We start from the raw sequence: 21,027 nt of genomic DNA on the forward strand, positions 1-21,027 counted from the left end.
GGCGTCGCTACTGCTCAGCCGCGCGCGAGCGCGTTTCGGGTGTCGGTGAGGCGGCGCAGGACCGTACCGTCGTAGAGGTCGGAACCGATCAGCACGCGCAGCCCGCCCAGCACGGTCGGGTCGACCGTCTGCTTGACGCTGACCTCCCGACCGTATAGCTCGGTGAGCTTGCGTCCCAACCGTTCCTCCTCCTCGTCGGCCAGCGGAGCCGCGACGGTGACGTACGCCACCTGACGGTTCCGCCGGTCGGCGGCCAGCTCGACCAGCCGGGTGAGTGCCCCGGTGAAGGAGCGACCGCCGAACCCGGCGAGCGCGACCTCGACCAGCTTTACCGTCACCGGCCGGCTCTTGCCGGACAGCAGCGCGCCGGTCAGCTCGGCCCGCTGCGCCACCGGCGCGATGGGGTCGGAGAGCGTGTTGCTCAGCTCCGAGTTCCCGGCGACCACCTGGCCGAAGCGGAACAGCTCGTCCTCCACCTCGCCCAGCTCACCGGCCCGGTCGGCGCTGGCCAGCAGCGCCTCCACCCCGAGCCGTTCGGTGGCCTCCAGCAGCTCGGACGGTGCCGACCAGCGGCCGGAGACCAACGTGTCGAGCAGTTCCCTGGCGTCCGCGCCGACCTTGTCGCCGACCAGCGACGCCAGCAGCGCGGCCCGGTCCTCCCCGGAGCGGGCCGGGTCGGAGAGCGCCCGGCGCAGCCGCGGCTCGTGCCGCAGCAGGCCGGCGACCGAGCCAAGCTCGTCACCGGTGGCGGAGATGCGGTCCGCGTCCGTCTGTGCGGCGTACGCGTCGAGCCGCTGCCGTGCGGCGGCGTACGACTCCCGGCTGGCGGCCTGCATCAGCTCGTCCGTACGGCGGAGCCGTTGGCCGAGCCGACGTTGTCCAGGTCGGCCAGGAACCGTTCCACGGTTCCCTTGCGGCGCGCCTCGTCGGCGAGCGACTCACCGACGATCCGGCTGGCCAGGTCGACCGCGATGGTGCCCACCTCGGTGCGCAGTTCACGCACGATGGTGGCCCGCTCGGCGGCGAGCTGCTCCTTGCCGGCCGCGATGATCCGGTCGGACTCCTCCCTGGCCTTGGCCAGGACGTCCTGCCGGATGCCCTCGGCGTCGGCCCGGGCGTCGTCGCGGATCTTCGCCGCGTCGGTCCGCGCCTCGGCGAGCTGCGCGCGGTACTGCTCGAGGAGCTGGTTGGCCTCGGCCTGGGCGGCCTCGGCGCGCTTGATCCCGCCCTCGATCGCGTCCACCCGGGCCTGGAAGGTCTGCTCCATGCGCGGGAAGACGTACTTCATCAGCATGAAGCAGAGGATGGCGAAGGCGATCGAGCCGACCACGATCTCCTGCCAGAGCGGGATGATCGGGTTGTGCTCGGTGCCGCCCTCCGCGGCGAAGATGAGGTACATCGGAACCTCCCGTTTCGAGGGGACGGCTAGTTGCCGAAGGCGTAGCCGAAGGCGATGCCCAGCAGGGCCAGCAGCTCGATGACGGCGAAGCCGATCCAGACGTACGGCAGGGTGATCCGGGACGACTCCGGCTGCCGGGCGGTCGACTGGATGTAGGCGCTGAAGACCAGGCCGACACCGATACCGGGGCCGATGGCCGCGAGGCCGTAACCGATGGCGCTGAGGCTGCCGGTGATTTCTACGGCGGCGAGGGTCGACGACAACATTGGTTGGTTCCTCCTGAAATCACGCGTGAGGGCTCACGCGGGACGACAACGGTTGTGCGGTTTTGTGCGGGTCGGTGTTCGTCGGTTGCGGATCAGTGTTCGTCGGCGAGCGCGCCCTGCACGTAGCTGGCGGTCAGCACGGTGAAGATGTAGGCCTGCAGAACGATCACCAGCGCCTCCAGGAAGGTGATCGCGATCGACACCGCCCAGGAGAGCAGCGAGATCGGCTTCAGGAAGAACGAGTCCGCGTTCAGCAGGACGAAGCCGCCGAGGGTGAAGACCAGCAGGATGATGTGCCCGGCGAACAGGTTGGCGAACAACCGCAGCGCCAGCGACACCGGCCGGGCGATGAACGTCGAGAAGAGTTCGATCGGGATCAGCAGCGGCTGCATGAACCACGGCGCCGGCGGCATGAGTGAATGCTTGAAGAACTTTCCGAAACCGTGGTGCCGGATGCCCACCCAGATGAACAGCACGTAGCTGATGATCGCCAGGATCGCCGGAAACGCGATGTGCGACATCGGCGAGATCTGAACGAACGGAATGATCTGCCACAGGTTGTTGACGAAGATGAAGACGAACAGCGTCGTCAGGTAGGGCGCGAAGGCCACACCCCGGTGACCGATCATGTCGACCGCGATGTTGTTCCGGACGAAACCGTAGATCGATTCCGCGATCCATTGGCCCTTCGTGGGCACCAGCTTCGGCTTCCGGTAGGTCACCAGGAAGAAGATGATGGTCAGCGCAACGGCCAGCCAGACCAGCGCGGTGAACTTCGTGATCCAGTAGGTGTTGTGCGCTCCCCACGGATAGATGGCCGGCAGGAAGAAGTCCTCCACGCTGGGTGGAAACGGAACTTCGCCCTCCGCGAGGACGACCGACTGTCCGATCACCGCGTCCCTTCCCTAACTAGGGGTGCCGAGTCGGCGGATGACCAGGTAGACACCCCCGGCCCCGCCGAGCAGGAACCCGATCCCGGTGGCCAGACCACCGGTGTCGAGCCACTGGTCGACCAACCAACCGATGAAGCCCCACACCGTCAGACCTCCGATGAGGTATGCCAGCGCGGTCCAACCCTCACCGGCCTCGGGCGCGCCCGGACCGTTAGGGGGTTGGGGGGTTTGGTCACCGGTCATGACGGCCGAACGATATCAGCCGGGGATACGAGGCTGTGCCTCACCCCCCGCACAACGTGGTTGTGTGGGCGTCTGGGCGGGCGCGTCGTCTGTGGGCACGCTACTCCGGTTCCGCAACAAGGAAAATGACCGATCACTGACAGTTTCCTGTGCCGTCCCGTTCACGGGACTCCGGGCAGGTCCGGGCCGATCCGGGTGACCCGGATCACGGCTGCGGCGGACGCCCGACCCGGTCGGCCGGCAGCCGGTGCGTGCGTACCGCGTGCACGGTGACCAGCCACCAGATGTTCGCGCCGGTCCAGGCCACCACCCCGGCGACGATCCCCCAGCCGAACGCCGGCAGTCCGGCCCAGTCGGCAGCGGCGACCCGGGCCATCACCACCCCGAGCACGCTGAACTTGGCGATGTACATGGCCACGCCGAACGGCAGGACCAGGGTGGGGTTCACCGAGTCGGCCCAGGCGAGCACCAGCGTGGAGGCGAGGTAACTCACCGTCACCAGACCGACCCCGGCCGCCGCGCCCAGCGCGCCGACCGCACCGCCGAACAGGGCGCCGAGTGCGGTGGCCAGCACCAGCAGCCCGGCCGAGGCCCCGAGCACCACCGGCAGGTGGGCCAGCCGCCAGTGCCGCTCCCCCGCGCCGCCGGCCGGCGCCCCCGACCCGTCGGCACCGCCGGATCCGCCGGCACCGCCGGGCCCACCGGCGCCACCGGGGCCGGCGACACCGTCAGGCCCACTGGCGCCGTCGGCACCGCCCGCGCCGACGGCACCGCCGGGACCGGCGGCAACGGCCGACCCGTCGGGTACGCCGGGCTGTGTCGTCCGGTCCGCCAGCTCGACCGGCTCCGCCCGCTCAGCCACGGGGGTACGCCGGGAAGTCGGCCGCCAGGTCGGCGACGTCCGCGCCGATCGCGGCGAGAGCGTCGGCGCCGCCCGGTGCGGCCGGATCGGTCCGGACGGCCCGGGAGATCAACTCAGCGATCCGGCGCATCTCCGCCACACCCATGCCCTGGGTGCTGACGCTCGGGGTGCCGACCCGGATGCCGGAGGCGACCATCGGCTTCTGCGGGTCGTACGGGATGGCGTTCTTGTTCAGGGTGATCGCGGCGGCGTCGCAGCGCGCCTCGGCGTCCCGGCCGGTGACCCCGACCTCGCGCAGGTCGATCAGCGCGAGATGGGTGTCGGTGCCGCCGGAGACCGGGCGCATCCCCTCCGCCGCGAGAGCGGCGGCCAGCGCCTGCGCGTTCGAGACCACCTGGGCAGCGTACGCCTGGAAGTCCGGGGACGCCGCCTCGCGTAGCGCGACCGCCTTGGCCGCCACCGAGTGCATCAACGGCCCGCCCTGGGTGAACGGGAAGACCGCCTTGTCGATCCGCTCGGCAAGCGACTCCCGGCAGAGGATCATCCCGCCCCGTGGCCCGCGCAGCACCTTGTGCGTGGTGGCGCAGACCACGTCGGCGTACGGCACCGGGGACGGGATGGCCCGGCCGGCGACCAGCCCGACGAAGTGCGCCGCGTCCACCATCAGGTAGGCGTCGACCTCGTCGGCGATCTCCCGGAACCGGGCGAAGTCGATGAGCCGCGGGTACGCGGTGGCGCCACAGATGATCATCTTGGGCCGGTGCGCCAGGGCGAGTTCGCGTACCTCGTCGTAGTCGATCAGCTCGGTGTCCCGGCGTACCTGGTAGCCGACCGGGGCGAACCACTTGCCGGAGAAGTTCACCCGGCTGCCGTGGGTCAGGTGGCCGCCGTGCGGCAGGTCCATCGCCAGCACCGTGTCGCCGGGCTGCACCAGCGCGGCGTACGCGGCCAGGTTGGCGCTCGCCCCGGAGTGCGGCTGGAGGTTTGCGTGCTCGGCTCCGAAGAGTGCCCTGGCCCGCTCGATGCCGAGCTGCTCGGCCCGGTCCACCTGCGCACAGCCGCCGTAGTAGCGCCGGCCCGGATAACCCTCGGCGTACTTGTTGGTGAGCGTGGAACCGAGCGCCGCCAGTACCGCCGGGGAGGTCAGGTTCTCGCTGGCGATCAGCTGGAGTCCGCCGCGTACCCGGTCGAGTTCGTCGAGCAGCACCTCGGCGATCTCCGGGTCGGTCCCGGCCAGCTCGTCGAAGTCCGGCCCCCAGAAGGGCGGCTCCCCGGCACCGGGCCGACCTGCCCGCTCGCTCAACCCGCTCACCCCGGCATCTTCTCGTCCCGCTCGCCTGTCCGGCCGGGTCCGAGTCTATGCAGGTACCCGCGGTGCCGACCTCCGACGTGCCGGCGGGACGCGGGCAAGGCGGGTGGGCGGTCAGCCGGAGGCGGATGAGCGGTCAGCCGGAGGCGGGTGAGCGGCCAGCCGGAGGCGGGTGGGCGGTCAGTCGTAGGCGGACGGGGGCGGAGGTGCCGGTCGGGGTGCGGCGGCCGCCCCGACCGGCGGGGTCGTGCGTACCGGGCGCGGCACGGTGGCGGTGGGCCGGGGCGGGACCGGCGGCGGGGCCGTCGGCCGGGGAACGGTGGCGGTGGCGGTGGGTGTCGGTGCCGGCGGCGGCGCGGCCGGGACAGTCGGGGCCGGTGCCGGGGCGAACGGTTCCGGGGTCGGCCCGACCGGTGGCGGGGCGAGGTCACCCTCGCCGTACCCGAAGGCGATCTGCTGGCCGGGTGGCGCGAAGTTCCGGCGCGGCTTGCCGACCAGGGCGGCGGCCATCGTCCGGGCGACCGCCGCGATCACCTTCCGCTGCACCGGCTGGCCGACCGCGTCGCTCGGGTCGTCCGGGTTGACGGCGAAGCCCGCCGCCGCGACCTGCGGGGTGATGCCGACGAAGGACTCCGAGGTGTACCCCTCCGCGCTGCCGGTCTTGCCGGCCACCGGCCGGTCGCCGAGCATCTTCGTCACCTCGGGCGCGCTGCCGCCGTCGCACTGGAGGTACGCCGACTGGCCGCCGACCGGACAACGGGCCGCGTCGGTCGCCGCCCGGGCCACCTCCGCCCTGATCATCCTGCCGCAGCTCGGCCTGGCGGCGGCCAGCGACCGGCCGGTCGGGTCGACGATCGACAGCACCGGCAGCGGCTTGCAGTACGTCCCCTCGGCGGCCAGCGTCGCGTACGCGTTCGCCAGGTCCAGCGGGGTGGTGGCGGCCACCCCCAGGGTGAACGCGCCCCACCCCTTCGCGCCGTACGTGGCCAGCCGGGCGTCGCTGTCGGCCCGGAACACGATCCCCAGCCGCTCCGCCATCCGTACCGCCCGGTCGGCCCCGATGCGCTGTTGCAGCGCCACGAAGTAGGTGTTCACCGAGCGCCCGAAGGCGGTCCACATGGTGCGGTAGCCGTCCATCCAGTCCGGGTTGGCGTTGGCCGGACACCAGTAGCCGGCGCAGGCGTGCGGCCCGTCGTTCGGATAGCCGGTGACCAGCCGGGACGGCGCCAGGTAGGCCGAGCTGAGCGGCATCCCGGCCTCCAGCGCGGCGAGCAGGGTGAAGATCTTGAACGTCGAGCCGGCCTGGTAGCCGTCGATGCCGCCGCCACCGGCGACCAGCTGGTTGACCGTGTTCGGATGGTTGCGCTGACCCGACGGGTTGGGGTCGAGCCGGTAGTGCCGGTTCACCGCCATCGCGAGTACCCGGCCGGTGCCGGGCTGCACCACCGCCATCGGCGCGGCCCGGCGGTCGGCGTAGCCGTACACCGTCAGGGTCTGTCGCAGCGCGGTGGCCTGGAGGGCCGGGTCGAGCGAGGCGACGATCCGGTAGCCGCCCCGGCGCAGCGCCTGCTGCCGCTGGTCGACCGTGCGGCCGAACGCCGGGTTCGCGTTCCACCACTGCCGGAAGTAGTCGCAGAAGAAGCCCCACTCGGCGCGCCCGTCCGGGATGCCGGCACAGTCGTTCGGTTCGGCGCCGGCCCGCAGCCGGATCGGCTCGGCCTGGGTCCGGGTGGCGGTCTCGGCGGTGATCGCCCCGGTCTCGGCCAGCTGGCGCAGTACGTAACCCCGGCGGACCAGGGCGGCCTCGGCGTTGCCGCCGATCGGGCTGTCCGTCTCCGGCGAACGGAGCAACCCGGCGAGCAGGGCGGCCTCGGCCAGGGTCAGCTGCCGGGCCGGTTTGGAGAAGTACCGCTGGCTGGCGGCGGCCACGCCGTACGCGCCGGCACCGAAGTAGGCGATGTTCAGGTAACGGCCGAGGATCTCGTCCTTGCTCAGCCGGCGTTCCAGCGCGATCGCGTACCGCATCTCCTGGATCTTGCGGCCGGGACTTGTCGCGGTCGCTCCGGCGCGCTGCTCGGCGGTCAGCTCCGGGTCGCTCTTCAGCACGTTGCGGACGTACTGCATGGTGAGCGTCGAGGCGCCCTGCCGTACCTCGCCGCCGATCCGGTTCGCCACCAGCGCCCGGAGCACGCCCTTGACGTCGACGCCGCCGTGCGAGTAGAAGCGGGCGTCCTCGGCGGCCACCGTCGCCTGCCGCATCACCTCGGCGACCTGGCCCAGCGCCACGTTCGTCCGGTTCTCGTCGTAGAACGAGGTGATCGGGGTACGGCCGTCGGCGGCGAACAGGTAGGAGCGCTGGGCGGTCGGCGGGGTGCGCAGGTCCTGCGGCAGGTCCTCGTAGCGGGCGCCGACCGCCCGCAGCCCGACCGCCCCGAGCACGACGGCGGGCAGCGCGGCGGCGGCCAGCATCGTCCCGGCCAGGATCCCGGCCAGGGTCAGGGTCCAGAGCTGGCTCAACCGCAACCGGAGCATGGCGTACCTCCCGGGGGCGGACAGCGATCGGGAGATCCGGACATACCAGACCGGATCAGGGGACCCAGCCAGCCTGACGGGTGATTCCGGGCAATGCACTGGTTTCGCTACAAAACGGGGCAGATTCACGAAGCGGGGTGAGCCGCCTGACCGCCCGCCCAGATGCGCGCCGTCAGGGCAGCAGGACGGCGGCGAGCGGCCGGACCGCCTCCTCGATCTCGTCGGCGACCCGGCTGAAACACTGGTCGCCCCGGCCCCACGGGTCGTCGAGATCGTCACCGGGCAGCGGCGACGCGCCACGCCGGGCCGCCGCCACCGCCGCCACCAGGGCGGTGCCCCGGGCGTAGACCGCGTCCGGGTCGGCCGCCTCGGCCGGCGGCAGTGCCGTGGCGTCCACGGTGGGCAGCAACCGGCCGAACTCGCCGAGCACGAAGGTGCGGTCCGCGGCGTCGGGGCGCAGCGCCACCACGTACTCCTGCTGGTCGGCGGTGGCGGTCAGCACCAGGTCGGCCGCGTCGATGTGCTCCGAGCGGAGCTTGCGGGCACCGAAGTCGGCCACGTTCCCGCCCCGGGACCGGACCTGCCGGGCGGCCGGCGGGTTCATCTCCTCGCCCGCGTGCCAGCCGCCGGTGCCGGCGCTGTGGCTGTGCACCAGCCGGTCCGCGTCGTCCGGGTCGGCCACCGCCGACCGGACCAGCCGTTCGCGTACGGCCAGCGCGAGCAGCCGCTCGGCCATCGGCGACCGGCAGATGTTGCCGAGGCAGACGTGCAGGACCGTGAACGGCGGCACCTCAGGACTCCTGGCCCTGGAGGTCCGGTACGACGTCGCGCAGCTTCTCCAGCGGGATCGCACCCTGGCGCAGCACCCGGGGCACCTCGCCGGTGACGTCGACGATGGTGCTCGGCACCGGATCCGGGCACGGCCCCGCCTCCAGGTAGGCCCGGACCGCGTAGCCGAGCTGCTCCCGCGCCTCCTCGGCGGTGACCGCCGGCGGCTGCCCGGTCTTGTTCGCCGACGAGACGGCCATCGGCCCGGTCTCCCGGAGCACCTCCAGGGCGACCGGGTGCATCGGCATGCGTACCGCCACGGTCCCGCCGGTGTCGCCGATGTCCCACTGGAGGCTGGGCGAGTGCTCGACCACGATGGTCAGCGCACCGGGCCAGAAGGCGTCGGCGAGGTCCCGGGCGGCGGTGGGCAGCATGAAGACCAGCCCGTCCAGCGTGCGCCGGGAGCCGACCAGCACCGGCGGCGGATGCTGCCGGTCCCGGCCCTTCGCGTTGAGCAGCGCCTTGACCGCGTACGGCGTGAAGGCGTCCGCGCCGATCCCGTAGACCGTGTCGGTCGGGATCACGACCAGCTCGCCGTTCTTGACCGCCTCGACGGCCGCGGCGATGCCTCGGTCACGCTCCGCCAGCGACCGGCAGTCGTAGAGCATCACGGGGAGCCAGTCTGCCACGCCGCCGCGCCGGCCGTGGCACGGGGACTTCCGGCCGGTTACCGGCTCGCGTCCGCCAGGCAGCCGGAACCGGAGGCGGAGCTGCGCACAGACGAGACCGCGAGCCGGACCGCGCGCAGACGAGACCGCGACGCGGGCGACTCACTCCTGGGTCCCGGCCCGTCGGGCGGTGGCGAAGCGGGGCCGGCCGACCAGGTCCGGATGGTCCGCGACGTCGACGAACCGGCCGTCGTCCCGGAGCAGTTCCGGCACGGCCGTGCCGTGCGTGTCGTCGTGCTCGATCCCGAGCATCCCGCCCGGACGCAGCAGCCGGGCCGCCTGCGGAAGCAGCAGCCGGATCACCGCCAGCCCGTCCGGGCCGCCGAAGACCGCGTCGGCCGGGTCGTGCCCGGCCACGTCGGGCGGGACCGGGGTGCCGTCCGGCACGTACGGCGGGTTGCAGAGCAGCACGTCGACCCGGCCGGCGTACCCGGCCAGCAGCTCCGGGTCGGCCACGTCCCCGGCCAGCACCTCGATCGGCCGGTCACCGGCGCCGGCCCGCTCGGCGGCGTTGCGGCGCAGCCAGTCCAGCGCCGGTGCGGCCCGCTCGACCGCGACCACCCGGGCCCGCGGCACCTCCCCGGCGACCGAGAGCGCGATCGCACCGCTGCCGCTGCACAGGTCCACCACCAGCGGCTCCGACCCGCCCTCGGGCCGGACCAGCCGGCGGGCCTGTTCGACACCCCAGCCGGCCAGCAGTTCGGTCTCCGGGCGGGGGACGAAGACGCCCGGGCCGACCGCCAGGTCCAGATACCGGAACGCCGCCGAGCCGAGCAGATGCTGCAACGGCTCGTGCCGGGTACGCCGCCGCACCAGCTCGGCCAGCCGGTCCTGCTGCTCCGGGGTGAGCGGGTCGGCCACGGCCAGCGCACCCCGCGACACGCCGAGGACGTACCCGAGCAGGAGTTCGGCCTCGACGCGGGCCGGCCCGACCCCGGCCCCGGCCAGCGCGGACGCCGCCGCCGCCAGCGCGACGGACGGTCGGACCCGGTCCGGGACCGAGGGTCGGACCGGTTCCGGCGGTTCCGGGGGATGCCCGGGAATACGTGTCACGACATAATCATGAAACGTCGACCGGGGATCATCGCGTGGCGGGCGCGCGTTCCACCCCCGATCGACTGGGTGCTCGGACCGGTCGGGCATCCGGAGGGCACCCCTGCCTCCGGGGCGACCGGCCGGCTCCTCCACTCCACGGGGCCGCTGGCGAAGGCGATGGAGGTTGTGCGTGAGTTGGCTCGACCGGGTCGGTGATCGGGCCGAGGAGCTGAAGCGGGCCCGCTCCCTGATGGAGAGCAGCCGGTCGGCCGAGGCGTGCCTGATCTTCGAAGGGGTGCTCGGCAGCACCGACGACCCGTACTCCCGGGCCGAGGCGTTGCTCCAGCGGCTCTCCGCGATCCTCAACCTGGGCCGTACCGCCGAGTACACCCGGGCGGTGGAGCAGGCCTTCGACGCGGCCCGGGACCTGCCCGAGCCCTACCTGCACGGCCACCTGCACGCGCTTGCCGCATTGGCGGCGCAGAACCAGGGCGCGCTGGACCGCTGCGTCACCCACCTGGTCCGGGGCGCCCGTGCGCTGGGCTCGATCGGCGATCCCGACCGGGAGACCGCCTGGGGCTGGCACGACCTGGCGATGGCGTACTCCTACCTCGGCTTCCACGGCTACGCCCTGAACGCCATCGAGCGGGCCCGCCGGCTCGGGCTGGCCGTCGGGATTCCGGAGGAGACCTTCGCGGCACCCGGCATCCGGTTGCGCAACGCGGTGGCACTCGACCACCACGGTGACAGCGACGGCTGTCTGCGGGTGCTCCGGGACGTCGGCGGCGACCTGGAACGGTTCGTCGCGGCGGGCACGGCCGACCGGTTGCGGCCGAGCAGCCGGGCGGCGTACGGGTACGCGCTGGCCCGGCAGGCCGCGCTCGGTGCCGCGACCGGCCGGCCGGCGGCACCCGAACTCGATCCCGCGCGGCTGCTCGGCAACGGCGGCGACAGCGCGCGTACCCGGGACATGCGGCAGCTCGGCGCGGCCTGCCTGGCCATCGCCGCCGGCCGGCCCGCCGAGGCGCTGGCCCGGTTGGAGACGGTGCACGTCTCGGCCGAGACGCTGGGCGCGGCGGAACACGCCCGGCTCTCCAGCCTGGCGCACGCCGGGCTGGGCGACCACGCGGCGGCACACCGGGCCGACCGGTACGCGTTCCGGTTGGCGACCCAACGCAACGACCGGCTCCGGGACGTCTACGTGGACGGCATCGCGGCCCGGATCGAGCACGAGGAGTTGCGCCGGGAGGCCGCCCACGACGCGGGCGAGGCGCTCACCGACCCGCTGACCGGCCTGCCGAACCGTCGCCGGCTGGAGCGCTACGTCGCCGCGATGACCAGCCGGGGCGATCGGGCGGTACTCGGCGTGGTCGACCTGGCCGGCTTCCGGGCGGTGAACGCGACACACGGCCGGCACTGCGGCGACCTGGTGCTGCAACGGCTCGCCGGGGTGGTCAACCGGGTGATGCGGCGCGGCGACTTCGTGGCCCGGTACGGCGGCGACGAGTTCGTGGTGGTGCTGCCCGGCGCCGGGATGGCCGAGGCGGGCGAGGTGGGCCGGCGGATCAGCGCGGCGGTCGCCGCCGAGGACTGGGAGTCGATGGTCCCGGGCACTCCGGTGCGGGTGGGCGTCGGCTTCGCCGAGATCTCCGCCTCGGCGGCCGGGCTGCGGGACGCGCTGGACCGCGCCTTCGCCGGTGCCGACCGGGCGAAGGCCCGGGCCGCCTCGGCGGCCGTCCGCTGACTCCCGGGCAGCCGGCGACCCCGACCGCCCGGCACGGCCTGCCGGGCGCGGCGTCAGCGGCGGGACAGCTCCGTCTCGCCGGCCAGCCGGGCGGACCGGTCCGCCTCGGCGAGCGCGTCGAGTACGCCGTCCAGCTCACCGGCGAGCGCCAGGTCGAGGTTGTACGCCGTGTAGCCGATCCGGTGGTCGGTGATCCGGTTCTGCGGGAAGTTGTACGTCCGGATCCGCTCGGACCGGTCGACGGTACGCACCTGGGAGCGGCGGGCGTCCGAGGCGGCGGCGTCGGCCTGCTCCTGGGCGTTGGCGAGCAGCCGGGCCCGGAGGATCCGCATCGCCTGCTCCCGGTTCTGCAACTGGGACTTCTCGTTCTGGCAGGAGACCACGATCCCGGTCGGCAGGTGGGTGATCCGCACCGCCGAGTCGGTGGTGTTCACCGACTGGCCGCCCGGGCCGGAGGAGCGGAACACGTCGATGCGCAGCTCGTTCGGGTCGATCGTGACGTCGACCTCCTCGGCCTCCGGCAGCACGAGTACGCCGGCCGCGCTGGTGTGGATCCGCCCCTGCGACTCGGTGACCGGCACCCGCTGTACCCGGTGCACCCCGCCCTCCCACTTGAGCCGGGACCAGACCCCGTTGCCGCCCTCCGGTACGCCCTTCGCCTTGACCGCGAGCGAGACGTCCTTCACCCCGCCCAGGTCGGAGTCCTGCGCGTCGAGCACCTCGGTCGCCCAGCCGTGCCGCTCGGCGTAGCGCAGGTACATCCGGAGCAGGTCACCGGCGAAGAGCGCGGACTCCTCGCCGCCCTCGCCGGCCTTGATCTCCAGGATCACGTCCTTGGCGTCGTGCGGGTCGCGCGGGATGAGCAGCTCGGCGAGCCGGGCCTCCAGCGCGGGCAGCGCCTCGGCCAGCGCCTCCGCCTCGGCCGCGAAGGACGGGTCCTCGGCGGCCAGTTCGCGGGCGGCCGTCAGGTCGGCACGGGCCTGCTCCAGCTCGCCGGCGGCCTTGTGCAGCGGGGTCAGCTCGGCGAACCGCCGGCCCACCCGCCGGGCGGTGGCCTGGTCGGCGTGGATGGCCGGGTCGGCGAGCCGTCGTTCCAGCTCCGCGTACTCGGCGAGGAGACCGGCCAGCCGATCGCCGCTCATGCTCGTACTCCCTCTGCTGCAACGGTGGACGGGCTCCGCCGGTGGCGGTGGGCGCGGGCCGGCGGGCGCGGGCCGACCGGGTGACGCCGGCCGGGTGACGCCGGCCGATACGGCACGACGGCGCCCGCCCCCGGCGGGAAGCCGGAGGCGGGCGCCGTCGACGCGGCTACTTGGCCTTCTTGGCCTGAACCTTGGCGTACTTCTGCTGGAACTTGGCGACCCGGCCGGCGGTGTCGAGCACGCGCTGCTTACCGGTGTAGAACGGGTGGCAGGCGCTGCAGGTCTCGACGTGGATCGAGCCGCCCTTCGCCGTGCTGCGGGTCGTGAAGGTGTTGCCGCACGAGCAGGTGACCTCGGTGGTCGCGTACTCGGGGTGGATGTTGGGCTTCATGTCGCCTCGGTCCTTTCGTGGGTGGTCGCCGGGTCGCCCTCACGTCCGCCGTGCCGGTCCGCGACCTGCGTCGCGGGCGGTGGCGGACTCGGGCGTGAACCGGAACCGGTGGCCGACTGACCAGTGTGCCATGCCGGGCGGACCGTCCCGGGACCGGGCGGTGCGGACCGGCCCCGAAACCTGCCGGCGGGCTGCCCGAACCGGGCACCGCCGCCAGAGAAACCGGGCTGCACACGTGGTCCGTGACGGATAACGTCACTCCTCCCTCAGGCATTCCCACTCCGCCGGAAGGCACACCCGTGGTCACCCGCGCGCCCGCTCCCGCCCTGCCCGCCGCCACCCGGCTCGCCGACGTCCTGGACCCGGCGGCGCTGGCCGCCGCGCTCGCCGACGGCCACGTCCGGGTCCAGCGGCATCCGGAGCGTCCGCTGGCGGTCTACAACTACACCGAGGCGTGCACCTATGCCGGAAACTGGACGCCGGTGACGGTGGCCTGTCGGGGGCTGATCGTGGACACCTCGACAGGTACGGTCGTGGCCCGGCCGTACCCGAAGTTCTTCAACCACGACCAGCCCGGCGCCCCGACACTGCGGCCGGACGCGCCCGCGGTGGTCACCGACAAGGCCGACGGCAGCCTCGGGGTCATCTATCCGGACGGGGACGGCTTCGCGGTCGCCACCCGGGGCTCGTTCACCTCGGACCAGGCCCGGCACGCCACCGCCGTGCTCCGGACCCGCTACCCCGGCTTCGTCCCGCCGCCGGGGCGGACCGTGCTTGTCGAGATCGTCTATCCGGCGAACCGGATCGTGCTGGACTACGGCGGCCTGGACGACCTGGTGCTGCTCGGCAGCGTGGAGATCGCCACCGGGCGCGGCTCCGGCCCGGAGACGGTGCCGGACTGGCCCGGCCCGGTGGTCGAGCGGCTGCCGTACCGCACCCTGGCCGAGGCGCTGACCGCGCCGGTGCGGGAGGGTCGGGAGGGGCTGGTGGTGCACTGGCCGGACACGGACGAGCGAGTCAAGATCAAGTATCCGGGCTACCTCCTGCTGCACCGGCTGGTCTTCGGGCTCAACGCCCGGGCCGTCTGGGAGTACCTGGTCACCGGCCGGGACCTGGCTGCCTGGGTCGCGCCGCTGCCGGACGAGTTCCACCGCTGGGTGGACTCCGTCGTGGCCGAGCTGACCGCTACCGTCGAGGCCCGGACCCGCAAGATCGAGCAGGCGTACGGTGAGATCGTGGCCGAACTCCCCACCGGATGGACCCGGCGCGACTTCGCCGAGCGGGCCGGCCGGCATCCGGATCGGGCCTTCCTCTTCCTGCGCCTCGACGGCCGTGACTACCGCCCGCAGCTCTGGCAGCAGGCCCGCCCGTCCGCGGACTGGACCCCACAGACGACGAACACCGGTGAGGAGGCGAGATGACCCGACTGATCGTCACCCGGGGGCTGCCCGCCTCCGGCAAGACGACCTTCGCCCGGAAGCTGCAACCGGGCGTCGTCCGGGTGAACCGGGACGACCTGCGGCGGATGCTGCACGGCGAGCGGCTCTTCACCCAGTGGGCCGAGGGCCAGGTCACCGTCGTGCAGCGGGCCCAGGTGGAGGCGCTGCTCCGGGCCGGGGCGGACGTCTGCGTCGACGACACCAACCTGCGCTCCCGGACCCTGCGGGACTGGGCACAACTCGCCGCCCGGTACGGTGCCACGTTCGAGGTGCACGACTTCACCGACGTACCGGTGGACGAGTGTGTCCGGCGCGACGCCGAGCGGCCCGAGCCGGACCGGGTCGGCGAGGAGGCGATCCGCCGGCTGCACGAGCGCTACCTGGCCGGGCGGTCGCTGCCGTTGCCGGTGCCGACGGTCGAGCCGGGCGGGCCGGCCGACGTCTACACCCCGCCGCCGGACGAGCGGGCGCCGGAAATCGTGCTCGTGGACATCGACGGCACGGTCGCGCTGATGTCGGGGCGCAGCCCGTACGACATGACCCGGGTGGGCGAGGATGTCCCGAACACGGCCGTCATCTCGGCGGTCCGGGCCATGCACGCGGCCGGTTACGGGGTGGTGTTCTGCAGTGGACGGGACGCGTCCTGCCGCGAGCAGACGGAGTCCTGGCTGGCCGAGCACGTCGGGGTGCCGTACCTGGCCCTGCACATGCGGGCCGTCGGCGACCAGCGGCGCGACTCGGTGGTCAAGCGGGAGATCTTCGACCGGGAGATCCGCGACCGCTACCGGGTGGTCGGCGTCTTCGACGACCGGATGCAGGTGGTCCGGATGTGGCGCGCCCTCGGCCTGACCGTCTTCCAGGTCGCCGAGGGCGACTTCTAGGTGTCCCGCACCCGCTCGCGGTGAACCGGCCTCCCCGGCGACCCGCGGCACCTAGGGTCGGAGGAGCATGCCCGGAAGCCCTGCTGAAGATCGGCAATCTCGATGGTCGCATACCCGTCCGTGGAGGCACATGGCCTCGTCGGCGACCTGCAGACCGCCGCGCTGATCGCGGACAACGGCAGCCTGGACTGGTTCTGCGCGCCACGGTTCGACTCACCGAGTTTGTTCGGAGCCCTGTTGGACCGTGAGCGCGGCGGCCACTTCCGGATCGCGCCGTACGACGTCGACTACACCAGCAAACAGTTGTACCTGCCGGAGACCCCGATCCTGATCACCCGGTTCATGAGCAGCGAGGGCGTCGGCGAGGTCATCGACTTCATGCCGGTGGTCGACGACCGGGAGACCGACCGGCACCGCCTCGTCCGGATCTTCCGGGTGATCCGGGGCACCATGCGCTTCCGGCTCGACTGTCAGCCGCGCTTCAACTACGGCCGGGACCCGCACGAGATCGAGATCCAGTCGGAGGGCGTACTGTTCCGCAGCCCGACACTCACCCTGACGTTGCATCCAGCCCGCCAGATCGAGAGACGACTGATCGAGAAGCACGACCTCGAACTGCACGGCGGGGGCGTCGGGGCGTTCGCCACGCTGGGCGAGGGCGACACCGCGGGGATCGTGCTGGAAACCGCGGCGGAGCAGCCGCCCCATGTGATCACGCCCGCCGAACTACGGTCGATGTTCGAGGAGACCAGGAACTTCTGGCGAGGCTGGCTCAACCGCTCCCGCTACCGTGGCCGGTGGCGGGAGATGGTGGAACGCTCGGCGATCACCCTGAAGCTGCTGACCTACGCACCGACCGGTGCACTCATCGCCGCCCCCACCGCAGGGCTTCCGGAGCTGATCGGCGGGGTGCGGAACTGGGACTACCGCTACACCTGGATACGGGACGCCTCGCTCTCCGTACACGCGCTGCTCGGGCTGGGCTTCACCGAGGAGGCCCGCGGCTATCTGCACTGGCTCAACGAACGGATCCAGGAGTCGGCGGACAGCGCCACACCCTTACAGGTCATGTACCGCGTCGACGGCTCCGCCGACCTCGACGAGGAGACGCTGGGCCACTTCGAGGGCTACCGGGGCTCCCGCCCGGTACGGATCGGCAACGAGGCCGCCCGGCAGCTCCAGCTCGACATCTACGGCGCCGCCCTGGACGCGATACACGAGGCCGACCTGCACGGCCTGCGCGGCTCCCACGAGGCGTGGCTCAACACGGTGAAGATGATGGACTGGCTCTGCGACCACTGGGACCAGCCCGACGAGGGCATCTGGGAGAATCGCAGCGGTCGGCAGGACTTCACCTACGGCCGCCTGATGTGCTGGGTCGCCCTGGACCGGGCCATCCGGCTCGCCCAGCGGCACGGGCGCCCCGCCGACACCCGCTGCTGGACCAGCAACCGGGACGCAATCTACCGCCAGATCATGGACCGGAGCTTCCACTCCGGACGTCGCGCGTTCGTTCAGCACCACTCCACCGACGTCCTCGACGCGGCGCTGCTCGCCATGCCGTCCGTCGGGTTCATCGCCCCCGACGACCCGATGTGGCGGTCCACCCTGGCCGCCATCGACGACGAACTCGTCTGCGACAGCCTCGTCTACCGGTACAACCCCATCGCGTCACCCGACGGCCTGCCCGGCACCGAGGGCACCTTCAGCATGTGCACCTTCTGGTACGTCCAGGCCCTGGCCCGCTCCGGACGCCTCGACGACGCCCGGCTCACCTTCGAGAAGATGCTCACCTACAGCACCCACCTCGGCCTCTACTCCGAACAACTCGCCCCGCACGGAGAGCAGATCGGCAACTTCCCACAGGCCTTCAGCCATCTGTCACTCATCAGTGCCGCGATGACCCTCGACCAACTCCGGGACGTCCGCCCCTGACCGGCGAAGCGGGACGGTGCACCGGCTCGTCACCCCGCTCACCGTGACCGCCAGCTCGACGGAACCGCCCGAGCGCAGCCCGGTCAGTCGGCCGGTGGCCGGATCGAACCAGGCGGCATGCCAGGGCCGCAGGCCCTGCACCGGCCCGACGTGCAGGTTTGCCGAACCGGACCAGTCCGCGCTCAGCGGGGCGGCGACCGGCACCCGGCGCCCACCCGGCTGGACGACCGTGGCCGTGACCGGTACGGCGGAACCGGCCGGCAGGCTCGACGGTGCGGACAGGTCCAGCGCGTCGACGTGCGCCCGGGTCTGCGCGCTCACCCACTCGGGGCCCTCGGCCAGCGGGTCCCGCCGGGCCGCCGCCGCCTCGGCCGGCGAGACCGGGTCCACCCCGAACATCGTCCAGCCGCTGAACCCGCCGAGCTGCGGCGCGGTCGACGGGTTCTTGCCGGTGTTGCCGTTCACCAGGTACGGCACCCCGTCCACCCGGTCGGCGGAGAAGGCGCCGACGTGCCCGCCGACGAAGAGGGCGCCCTTGCCGGTCTCGTGCTGGAAGTCGGCGAGCCAGCGTTCCAGCAGCGCCGCCTCCTTGCGGTCGCCGAGCTGGCTGGCCCGGGCCGGGGTCGGGTCCCGGGGCGGATGGTGCTCGATCACCACCACCGAGCCGACCGCCGGGTCGCGGGCGGCACCGTCCAGGGCGGTACGCAGCGCGCGCACCTGGTCGAACCCGCCGCCGCGCAGACTGCCGGTGGAGGTGTCCAGGGTGACGAACCGGGTCCGGGTGCCGCCCCGGGGCGGGGTGTGGTCGAAGACCCGGTGGGTGTCCCCGAAGACCGACCGGAAGTTCCCGATCGGGGCACCCATGATCTCGTGGTTGCCCGGCACGTAGTGGTAAGGCACCGTGCCGCCCAGCTCCTCGTCCAGGATCCGCTTGGCCAGGGCGAAGTCCTCGGGATAGGCGGTGTCCACGAGGTCCCCGGCGATCACCAGGAAGTCCGGCCGGGCGGCCTTCACCTCGCGGAGCGTACGGCGGGCCTGGGCGACCTGCTCGCTGTCCGGGTCGGCCGCGACGAACTGGGCGTCGGAGAGGACCGCGAAGCGCCAGGGCGCCCGGTCCACGGTGCCGTCGGTCAGCACCACCCGATCGGTGCGGAGCGGTTCGGCCGGTGCGGTCACCTCGGCGGGTACCCGGGCGACGATGTCGTCGATGACCACCTCCCCGGTGTACGCGGCGGCCGCGTCGGTCTCGGCGACGTAGAACCGGCGGATCCGCACCGGGTACGCCACCCCGGCCGGTACGGCGAACTCGACGTGGCGCCAGCCGGTCCAGTCCAGGTACGGGCCGCGCAGCACGTGCTGCTGGTCGAGGGCGTCGTGCAGGTGCAGGCTGGGCCACTCGCCGTTACCGCTCGCGTGGATCCACATCCCGAACGCCTGCGGCTGGCCGGCGACCGGGATGTAGCCGGGCGGGTCGGCGTACGCGGCGCGGGTGCCGGTGGACTGGCCGAAGTCGTACCCCAGTTTCAGGCCGGTGCCGGTGCGGCCCGGCGCCGGGGTCACCGAGCCGGTGGCCCGGGCGGCGCTGAACCGCCACTGCTGCGCGTCGTCGAACGTCGCCACCGGCACGTCGGTCAGCCCGACCGTCACCGGCAGCACCGTGCTGGCCGCACCGACCCGTACCGTGACCAGCCCGGCGCCACTGTCCACCTTGGCCCGCACGGTCAGCGTGCCGTCGACGGCCGGGGCGATCTCCAGCAGGTCCCGGTCGTAGTCCAGGCGCAGGTCGGCCGGTTCGACCGGTGCGGTGTTCCCCTCCGCGTCGTAGCCGACCACGCCGAACGAGCCGCTGCCGCCCGCGCCGGCCAAGCCGACCCGGTCGACGGTGCCGTCGATCCGGGCCAGCGGGCCGAGCACGGTAAGCGGCAGTTCGCCCCTCGCCCGGCCCCGGGACGCGGTCACGGTGACCTCGCCGGGCCGGCGGGCCCGGAACACCCCGGCGGAGTCGACGTCGCCCCGGGACGCCGGCTCGGCCCGCCAGCGCGGGGTGCCGGCCGCCGGACCGTAGGTCTCGTCGTGGCCGGCCGCCGCGAGCCGCCGGGTCAGCCCGGGGAAGACCCGGTCCGGGCGCCCGCCGCGTACCGGCCCCGCGCCCGGCGCGGCCATCGGGTCGAGCACGGTCTTCAGCCAGTACGCCCGCAGCCGTCCACTCCCCCGCGGCGCGTAGAGCGCGAGTCCGTTCGGCACCGGCCGCTCCGAGCCGTCCGACGGGCTGTTCTCGACCCGCACCGCCGGTTGGCCGGGTTCGCGGGCGAGCAGGGTGGACGAGCCGCCGCCGTCGAGGTTGAGGGCGTCGTGCGCGCCGAGTTCGGCCATCATCCGGCCGAGTTCGGTGAGCGTCACGCCCCGGCTGTCGGCCTGCCGTCCGTCCACTGTGAGCAGGTACATCTTCCGGCCGTCGGCGGAGAACCCGACCGCGGTACGGGGTTCGGGGTTCACGTCGCCGATCTGTTGCGGCACCCCGTCGCGGACGAGTACCCGGTTGCCGCCGACCGCGGCGCGCAGCGTGCTGCCGTCCGACGGCTTCGGGGCGTACCGGAGGTCGACCGGGTCGCCGGGGCGCAGTGCGGCGAGCGCGTCGGCGCCGGCCTCCCGGCCGAGCAGCACGGTCGTACCGGCCGGGATCGGGCCGCTGCCGGCGGCCGGGCTGACCGTGTCGACCCGGCCGCCGACCACCGTGACCTCGGTGACCCGGCTGGCGCCCTCGACGGCCCGGGTGCGCGGGTACGACCCCCAGAGCGGGGTGAAGACACCGGTCCCGCCGGCCTCGACCATGTTGTTGAACTGGGTGAGCCGGACCGGTCCGGCCGGCAGGGTGGCGGTGCCGTCGAAGTGCACCTGGACCACCCGGCCCACTCCCTCGGCGGTGACCCCGACCGCCTCGTGGTGCCCGGCGACCGGCGACTGGACCAGTTCGCCGCCGCGGATGCCGATCCCCTGGGCCGCGCCGGAGTTGTTGATGTCGAAGAAGTCCCCGTTGACCGCGGCCACCGCGCCGGTCCGGTCCGCCGCCTTCCGCAGCGGCTCGGTCCGGGTCACCTCGCCGGAGTTGACGTAGTCGACGGTCAGCCCGCCGGCCAGGTCGGCGGTTAGCGCGTCGGCCCGGATCCAGCCGTCGGCGTCGTACCTGTCGAAGGAGGTCAGCGCGAGCCCGGGTGCGACCGGTCTGGTCCGGGTGTCGGTCTCGATCCCTGCTCCGACGGCCGATGCCTCCGCCGCGGCGGTGGGCACGCCGACGGGGTGCCGGGCGGGCGGTGCCGGGTGCGCGGCCGCCGGCGCGGGTGCGGGCCCGACGGCGGTGATCAGCGGCACCAGCAGGAGCAGTCCGGCGGCACGGAGGGATCGGCGGGTACGCATGCCCGGTAGTCAACCCGACAAAGTTGGTAAGTTTCAATAGCCGTCG

18 protein-coding genes are annotated in these 21,027 nt (G+C 73.1%); 4 read left to right on the forward strand and 14 right to left on the reverse strand.

The window, feature by feature from the left end:
- Positions 1–14 precede the first annotated feature (14 nt).
- The 11 genes from ACN28A_RS07165 to prmC all read right to left on the reverse strand — a co-directional run bounded on the left by ACN28A_RS07165 (position 15) and on the right by prmC (position 9,969).
- The gene (locus ACN28A_RS07165; protein ID WP_421393516.1) at positions 15–836 is read right to left on the reverse strand and encodes a F0F1 ATP synthase subunit delta; all 822 of its coding nucleotides are present in this window, start codon (positions 834–836) and stop codon (positions 15–17) included.
- Positions 836–1,399: a F0F1 ATP synthase subunit B gene (locus ACN28A_RS07170; RefSeq protein WP_421393517.1), complete on the reverse strand. Its 564-nt coding sequence runs from the start codon at positions 1,397–1,399 to the stop codon at positions 836–838. Before ACN28A_RS07170 ends, ACN28A_RS07165 begins: the two co-directional genes overlap by 1 nt.
- A 26-nt stretch (positions 1,400–1,425) precedes the next feature.
- The gene (locus ACN28A_RS07175; protein WP_107260457.1) at positions 1,426–1,665 is read right to left on the reverse strand and encodes a F0F1 ATP synthase subunit C; all 240 of its coding nucleotides are present in this window, start codon (positions 1,663–1,665) and stop codon (positions 1,426–1,428) included.
- Between the two features lie 92 nt (positions 1,666–1,757).
- Complete coding sequence (gene atpB, locus ACN28A_RS07180) at positions 1,758–2,558, reverse strand: F0F1 ATP synthase subunit A (protein ID WP_421393519.1); 801 nt, start codon at positions 2,556–2,558, stop codon at positions 1,758–1,760.
- A 12-nt stretch (positions 2,559–2,570) separates the two neighbouring features.
- On the reverse strand, positions 2,571–2,801 hold the full coding sequence (locus ACN28A_RS07185; protein WP_278063975.1) for an AtpZ/AtpI family protein: 231 nt from the start codon (positions 2,799–2,801) through the stop codon (positions 2,571–2,573).
- Between the two features lie 205 nt (positions 2,802–3,006).
- On the reverse strand, positions 3,007–3,663 hold the full coding sequence (locus tag ACN28A_RS07190) for a hypothetical protein (protein ID WP_421393521.1): 657 nt from the start codon (positions 3,661–3,663) through the stop codon (positions 3,007–3,009).
- Complete coding sequence (glyA, locus tag ACN28A_RS07195) at positions 3,656–4,966, reverse strand: serine hydroxymethyltransferase (RefSeq protein ID WP_421404209.1); 1,311 nt, start codon at positions 4,964–4,966, stop codon at positions 3,656–3,658. Before glyA ends, ACN28A_RS07190 begins: the two co-directional genes overlap by 8 nt.
- A gap of 186 nt (positions 4,967–5,152) precedes the next feature.
- Complete coding sequence (locus tag ACN28A_RS07200; protein ID WP_421393522.1) at positions 5,153–7,504, reverse strand: transglycosylase domain-containing protein; 2,352 nt, start codon at positions 7,502–7,504, stop codon at positions 5,153–5,155.
- 172 nt (positions 7,505–7,676) lie between these two features.
- The gene (locus ACN28A_RS07205) at positions 7,677–8,294 is read right to left on the reverse strand and encodes a phosphotyrosine protein phosphatase (RefSeq protein WP_421393523.1); all 618 of its coding nucleotides are present in this window, start codon (positions 8,292–8,294) and stop codon (positions 7,677–7,679) included.
- Between the two features lies 1 nt (position 8,295).
- Positions 8,296–8,940, reverse strand: coding sequence for an L-threonylcarbamoyladenylate synthase (locus tag ACN28A_RS07210; RefSeq protein ID WP_421404211.1), 645 nt, complete (start codon positions 8,938–8,940; stop codon positions 8,296–8,298).
- Positions 8,941–9,102: 162 nt separating this feature from the next.
- Positions 9,103–9,969, reverse strand: coding sequence for a peptide chain release factor N(5)-glutamine methyltransferase (prmC, locus tag ACN28A_RS07215; protein ID WP_421404213.1), 867 nt, complete (start codon positions 9,967–9,969; stop codon positions 9,103–9,105).
- Positions 9,970–10,225: 256 nt separating this feature from the next.
- On the opposite strand from prmC, the gene ACN28A_RS07220 reads away from it, so the two are divergent.
- Positions 10,226–11,779: a GGDEF domain-containing protein gene (locus tag ACN28A_RS07220; RefSeq protein ID WP_421393525.1), complete on the forward strand. Its 1,554-nt coding sequence runs from the start codon at positions 10,226–10,228 to the stop codon at positions 11,777–11,779.
- Between the two features lie 53 nt (positions 11,780–11,832).
- On the opposite strand, the gene prfA is transcribed toward ACN28A_RS07220, so the two are convergent.
- Both prfA and rpmE read right to left on the reverse strand, forming a co-directional pair.
- Entirely contained in the window at positions 11,833–12,921 is a 1,089-nt protein-coding gene (gene prfA / locus ACN28A_RS07225) for a peptide chain release factor 1 (RefSeq protein WP_421393527.1), read from the reverse strand.
- 166 nt (positions 12,922–13,087) lie between these two features.
- Positions 13,088–13,312, reverse strand: coding sequence for a 50S ribosomal protein L31 (rpmE, locus tag ACN28A_RS07230; RefSeq protein WP_421393528.1), 225 nt, complete (start codon positions 13,310–13,312; stop codon positions 13,088–13,090).
- A 299-nt stretch (positions 13,313–13,611) separates the two neighbouring features.
- Between rpmE and ACN28A_RS07235 the strand changes: the two genes are divergently transcribed.
- The 3 genes from ACN28A_RS07235 (at position 13,612) to ACN28A_RS07245 (ending at position 17,567) form a co-directional block, all read left to right on the forward strand.
- Positions 13,612–14,733 (forward strand): RNA ligase, encoded by a 1,122-nt coding sequence (locus ACN28A_RS07235; RefSeq protein WP_421393530.1) that lies wholly within the window; start codon positions 13,612–13,614, stop codon positions 14,731–14,733.
- Positions 14,730–15,632, forward strand: coding sequence for an AAA family ATPase (locus tag ACN28A_RS07240; RefSeq protein WP_421393532.1), 903 nt, complete (start codon positions 14,730–14,732; stop codon positions 15,630–15,632). Before ACN28A_RS07235 ends, ACN28A_RS07240 begins: the two co-directional genes overlap by 4 nt.
- A 102-nt stretch (positions 15,633–15,734) precedes the next feature.
- Positions 15,735–17,567 (forward strand): glycoside hydrolase family 15 protein, encoded by a 1,833-nt coding sequence (locus ACN28A_RS07245; protein WP_421393534.1) that lies wholly within the window; start codon positions 15,735–15,737, stop codon positions 17,565–17,567.
- On the opposite strand, the gene ACN28A_RS07250 is transcribed toward ACN28A_RS07245, so the two are convergent.
- On the reverse strand, positions 17,514–20,981 hold the full coding sequence (locus tag ACN28A_RS07250) for a phosphodiester glycosidase family protein (protein ID WP_421393536.1): 3,468 nt from the start codon (positions 20,979–20,981) through the stop codon (positions 17,514–17,516). The two genes, ACN28A_RS07245 and ACN28A_RS07250, sit on opposite strands and share 54 nt — an antisense overlap.
- Positions 20,982–21,027: the final 46 nt, after the last annotated feature.

The sequence above is a fragment of the Plantactinospora sp. WMMB782 genome (assembly GCF_049179135.1).
GTDB lineage: Bacteria > Actinomycetota > Actinomycetes > Mycobacteriales > Micromonosporaceae > Plantactinospora.

Coding starts and splice junctions, on each gene's coding strand:
- ACN28A_RS07165 (WP_421393516.1), bottom strand. CDS start 836: ATGCAGGCCGCCAGCCGGGAGTCGTACGCCGCCGCACGGCAGCGGCTC.
- ACN28A_RS07170 (WP_421393517.1), bottom strand. CDS start 1,399: ATGTACCTCATCTTCGCCGCGGAGGGCGGCACCGAGCACAACCCGATC.
- ACN28A_RS07175 (WP_107260457.1), bottom strand. CDS start 1,665: ATGTTGTCGTCGACCCTCGCCGCCGTAGAAATCACCGGCAGCCTCAGC.
- ACN28A_RS07185 (WP_278063975.1), bottom strand. CDS start 2,801: ATGACCGGTGACCAAACCCCCCAACCCCCTAACGGTCCGGGCGCGCCC.
- ACN28A_RS07200 (WP_421393522.1), bottom strand. CDS start 7,504: ATGCTCCGGTTGCGGTTGAGCCAGCTCTGGACCCTGACCCTGGCCGGG.
- ACN28A_RS07210 (WP_421404211.1), bottom strand. CDS start 8,940: ATGCTCTACGACTGCCGGTCGCTGGCGGAGCGTGACCGAGGCATCGCC.
- prfA (WP_421393527.1), bottom strand. CDS start 12,921: ATGAGCGGCGATCGGCTGGCCGGTCTCCTCGCCGAGTACGCGGAGCTG.
- rpmE (WP_421393528.1), bottom strand. CDS start 13,312: ATGAAGCCCAACATCCACCCCGAGTACGCGACCACCGAGGTCACCTGC.
- ACN28A_RS07240 (WP_421393532.1), top strand. CDS start 14,730: ATGACCCGACTGATCGTCACCCGGGGGCTGCCCGCCTCCGGCAAGACG.
- ACN28A_RS07245 (WP_421393534.1), top strand. CDS start 15,735: ATGGTCGCATACCCGTCCGTGGAGGCACATGGCCTCGTCGGCGACCTG.
- ACN28A_RS07250 (WP_421393536.1), bottom strand. CDS start 20,981: ATGCGTACCCGCCGATCCCTCCGTGCCGCCGGACTGCTCCTGCTGGTG.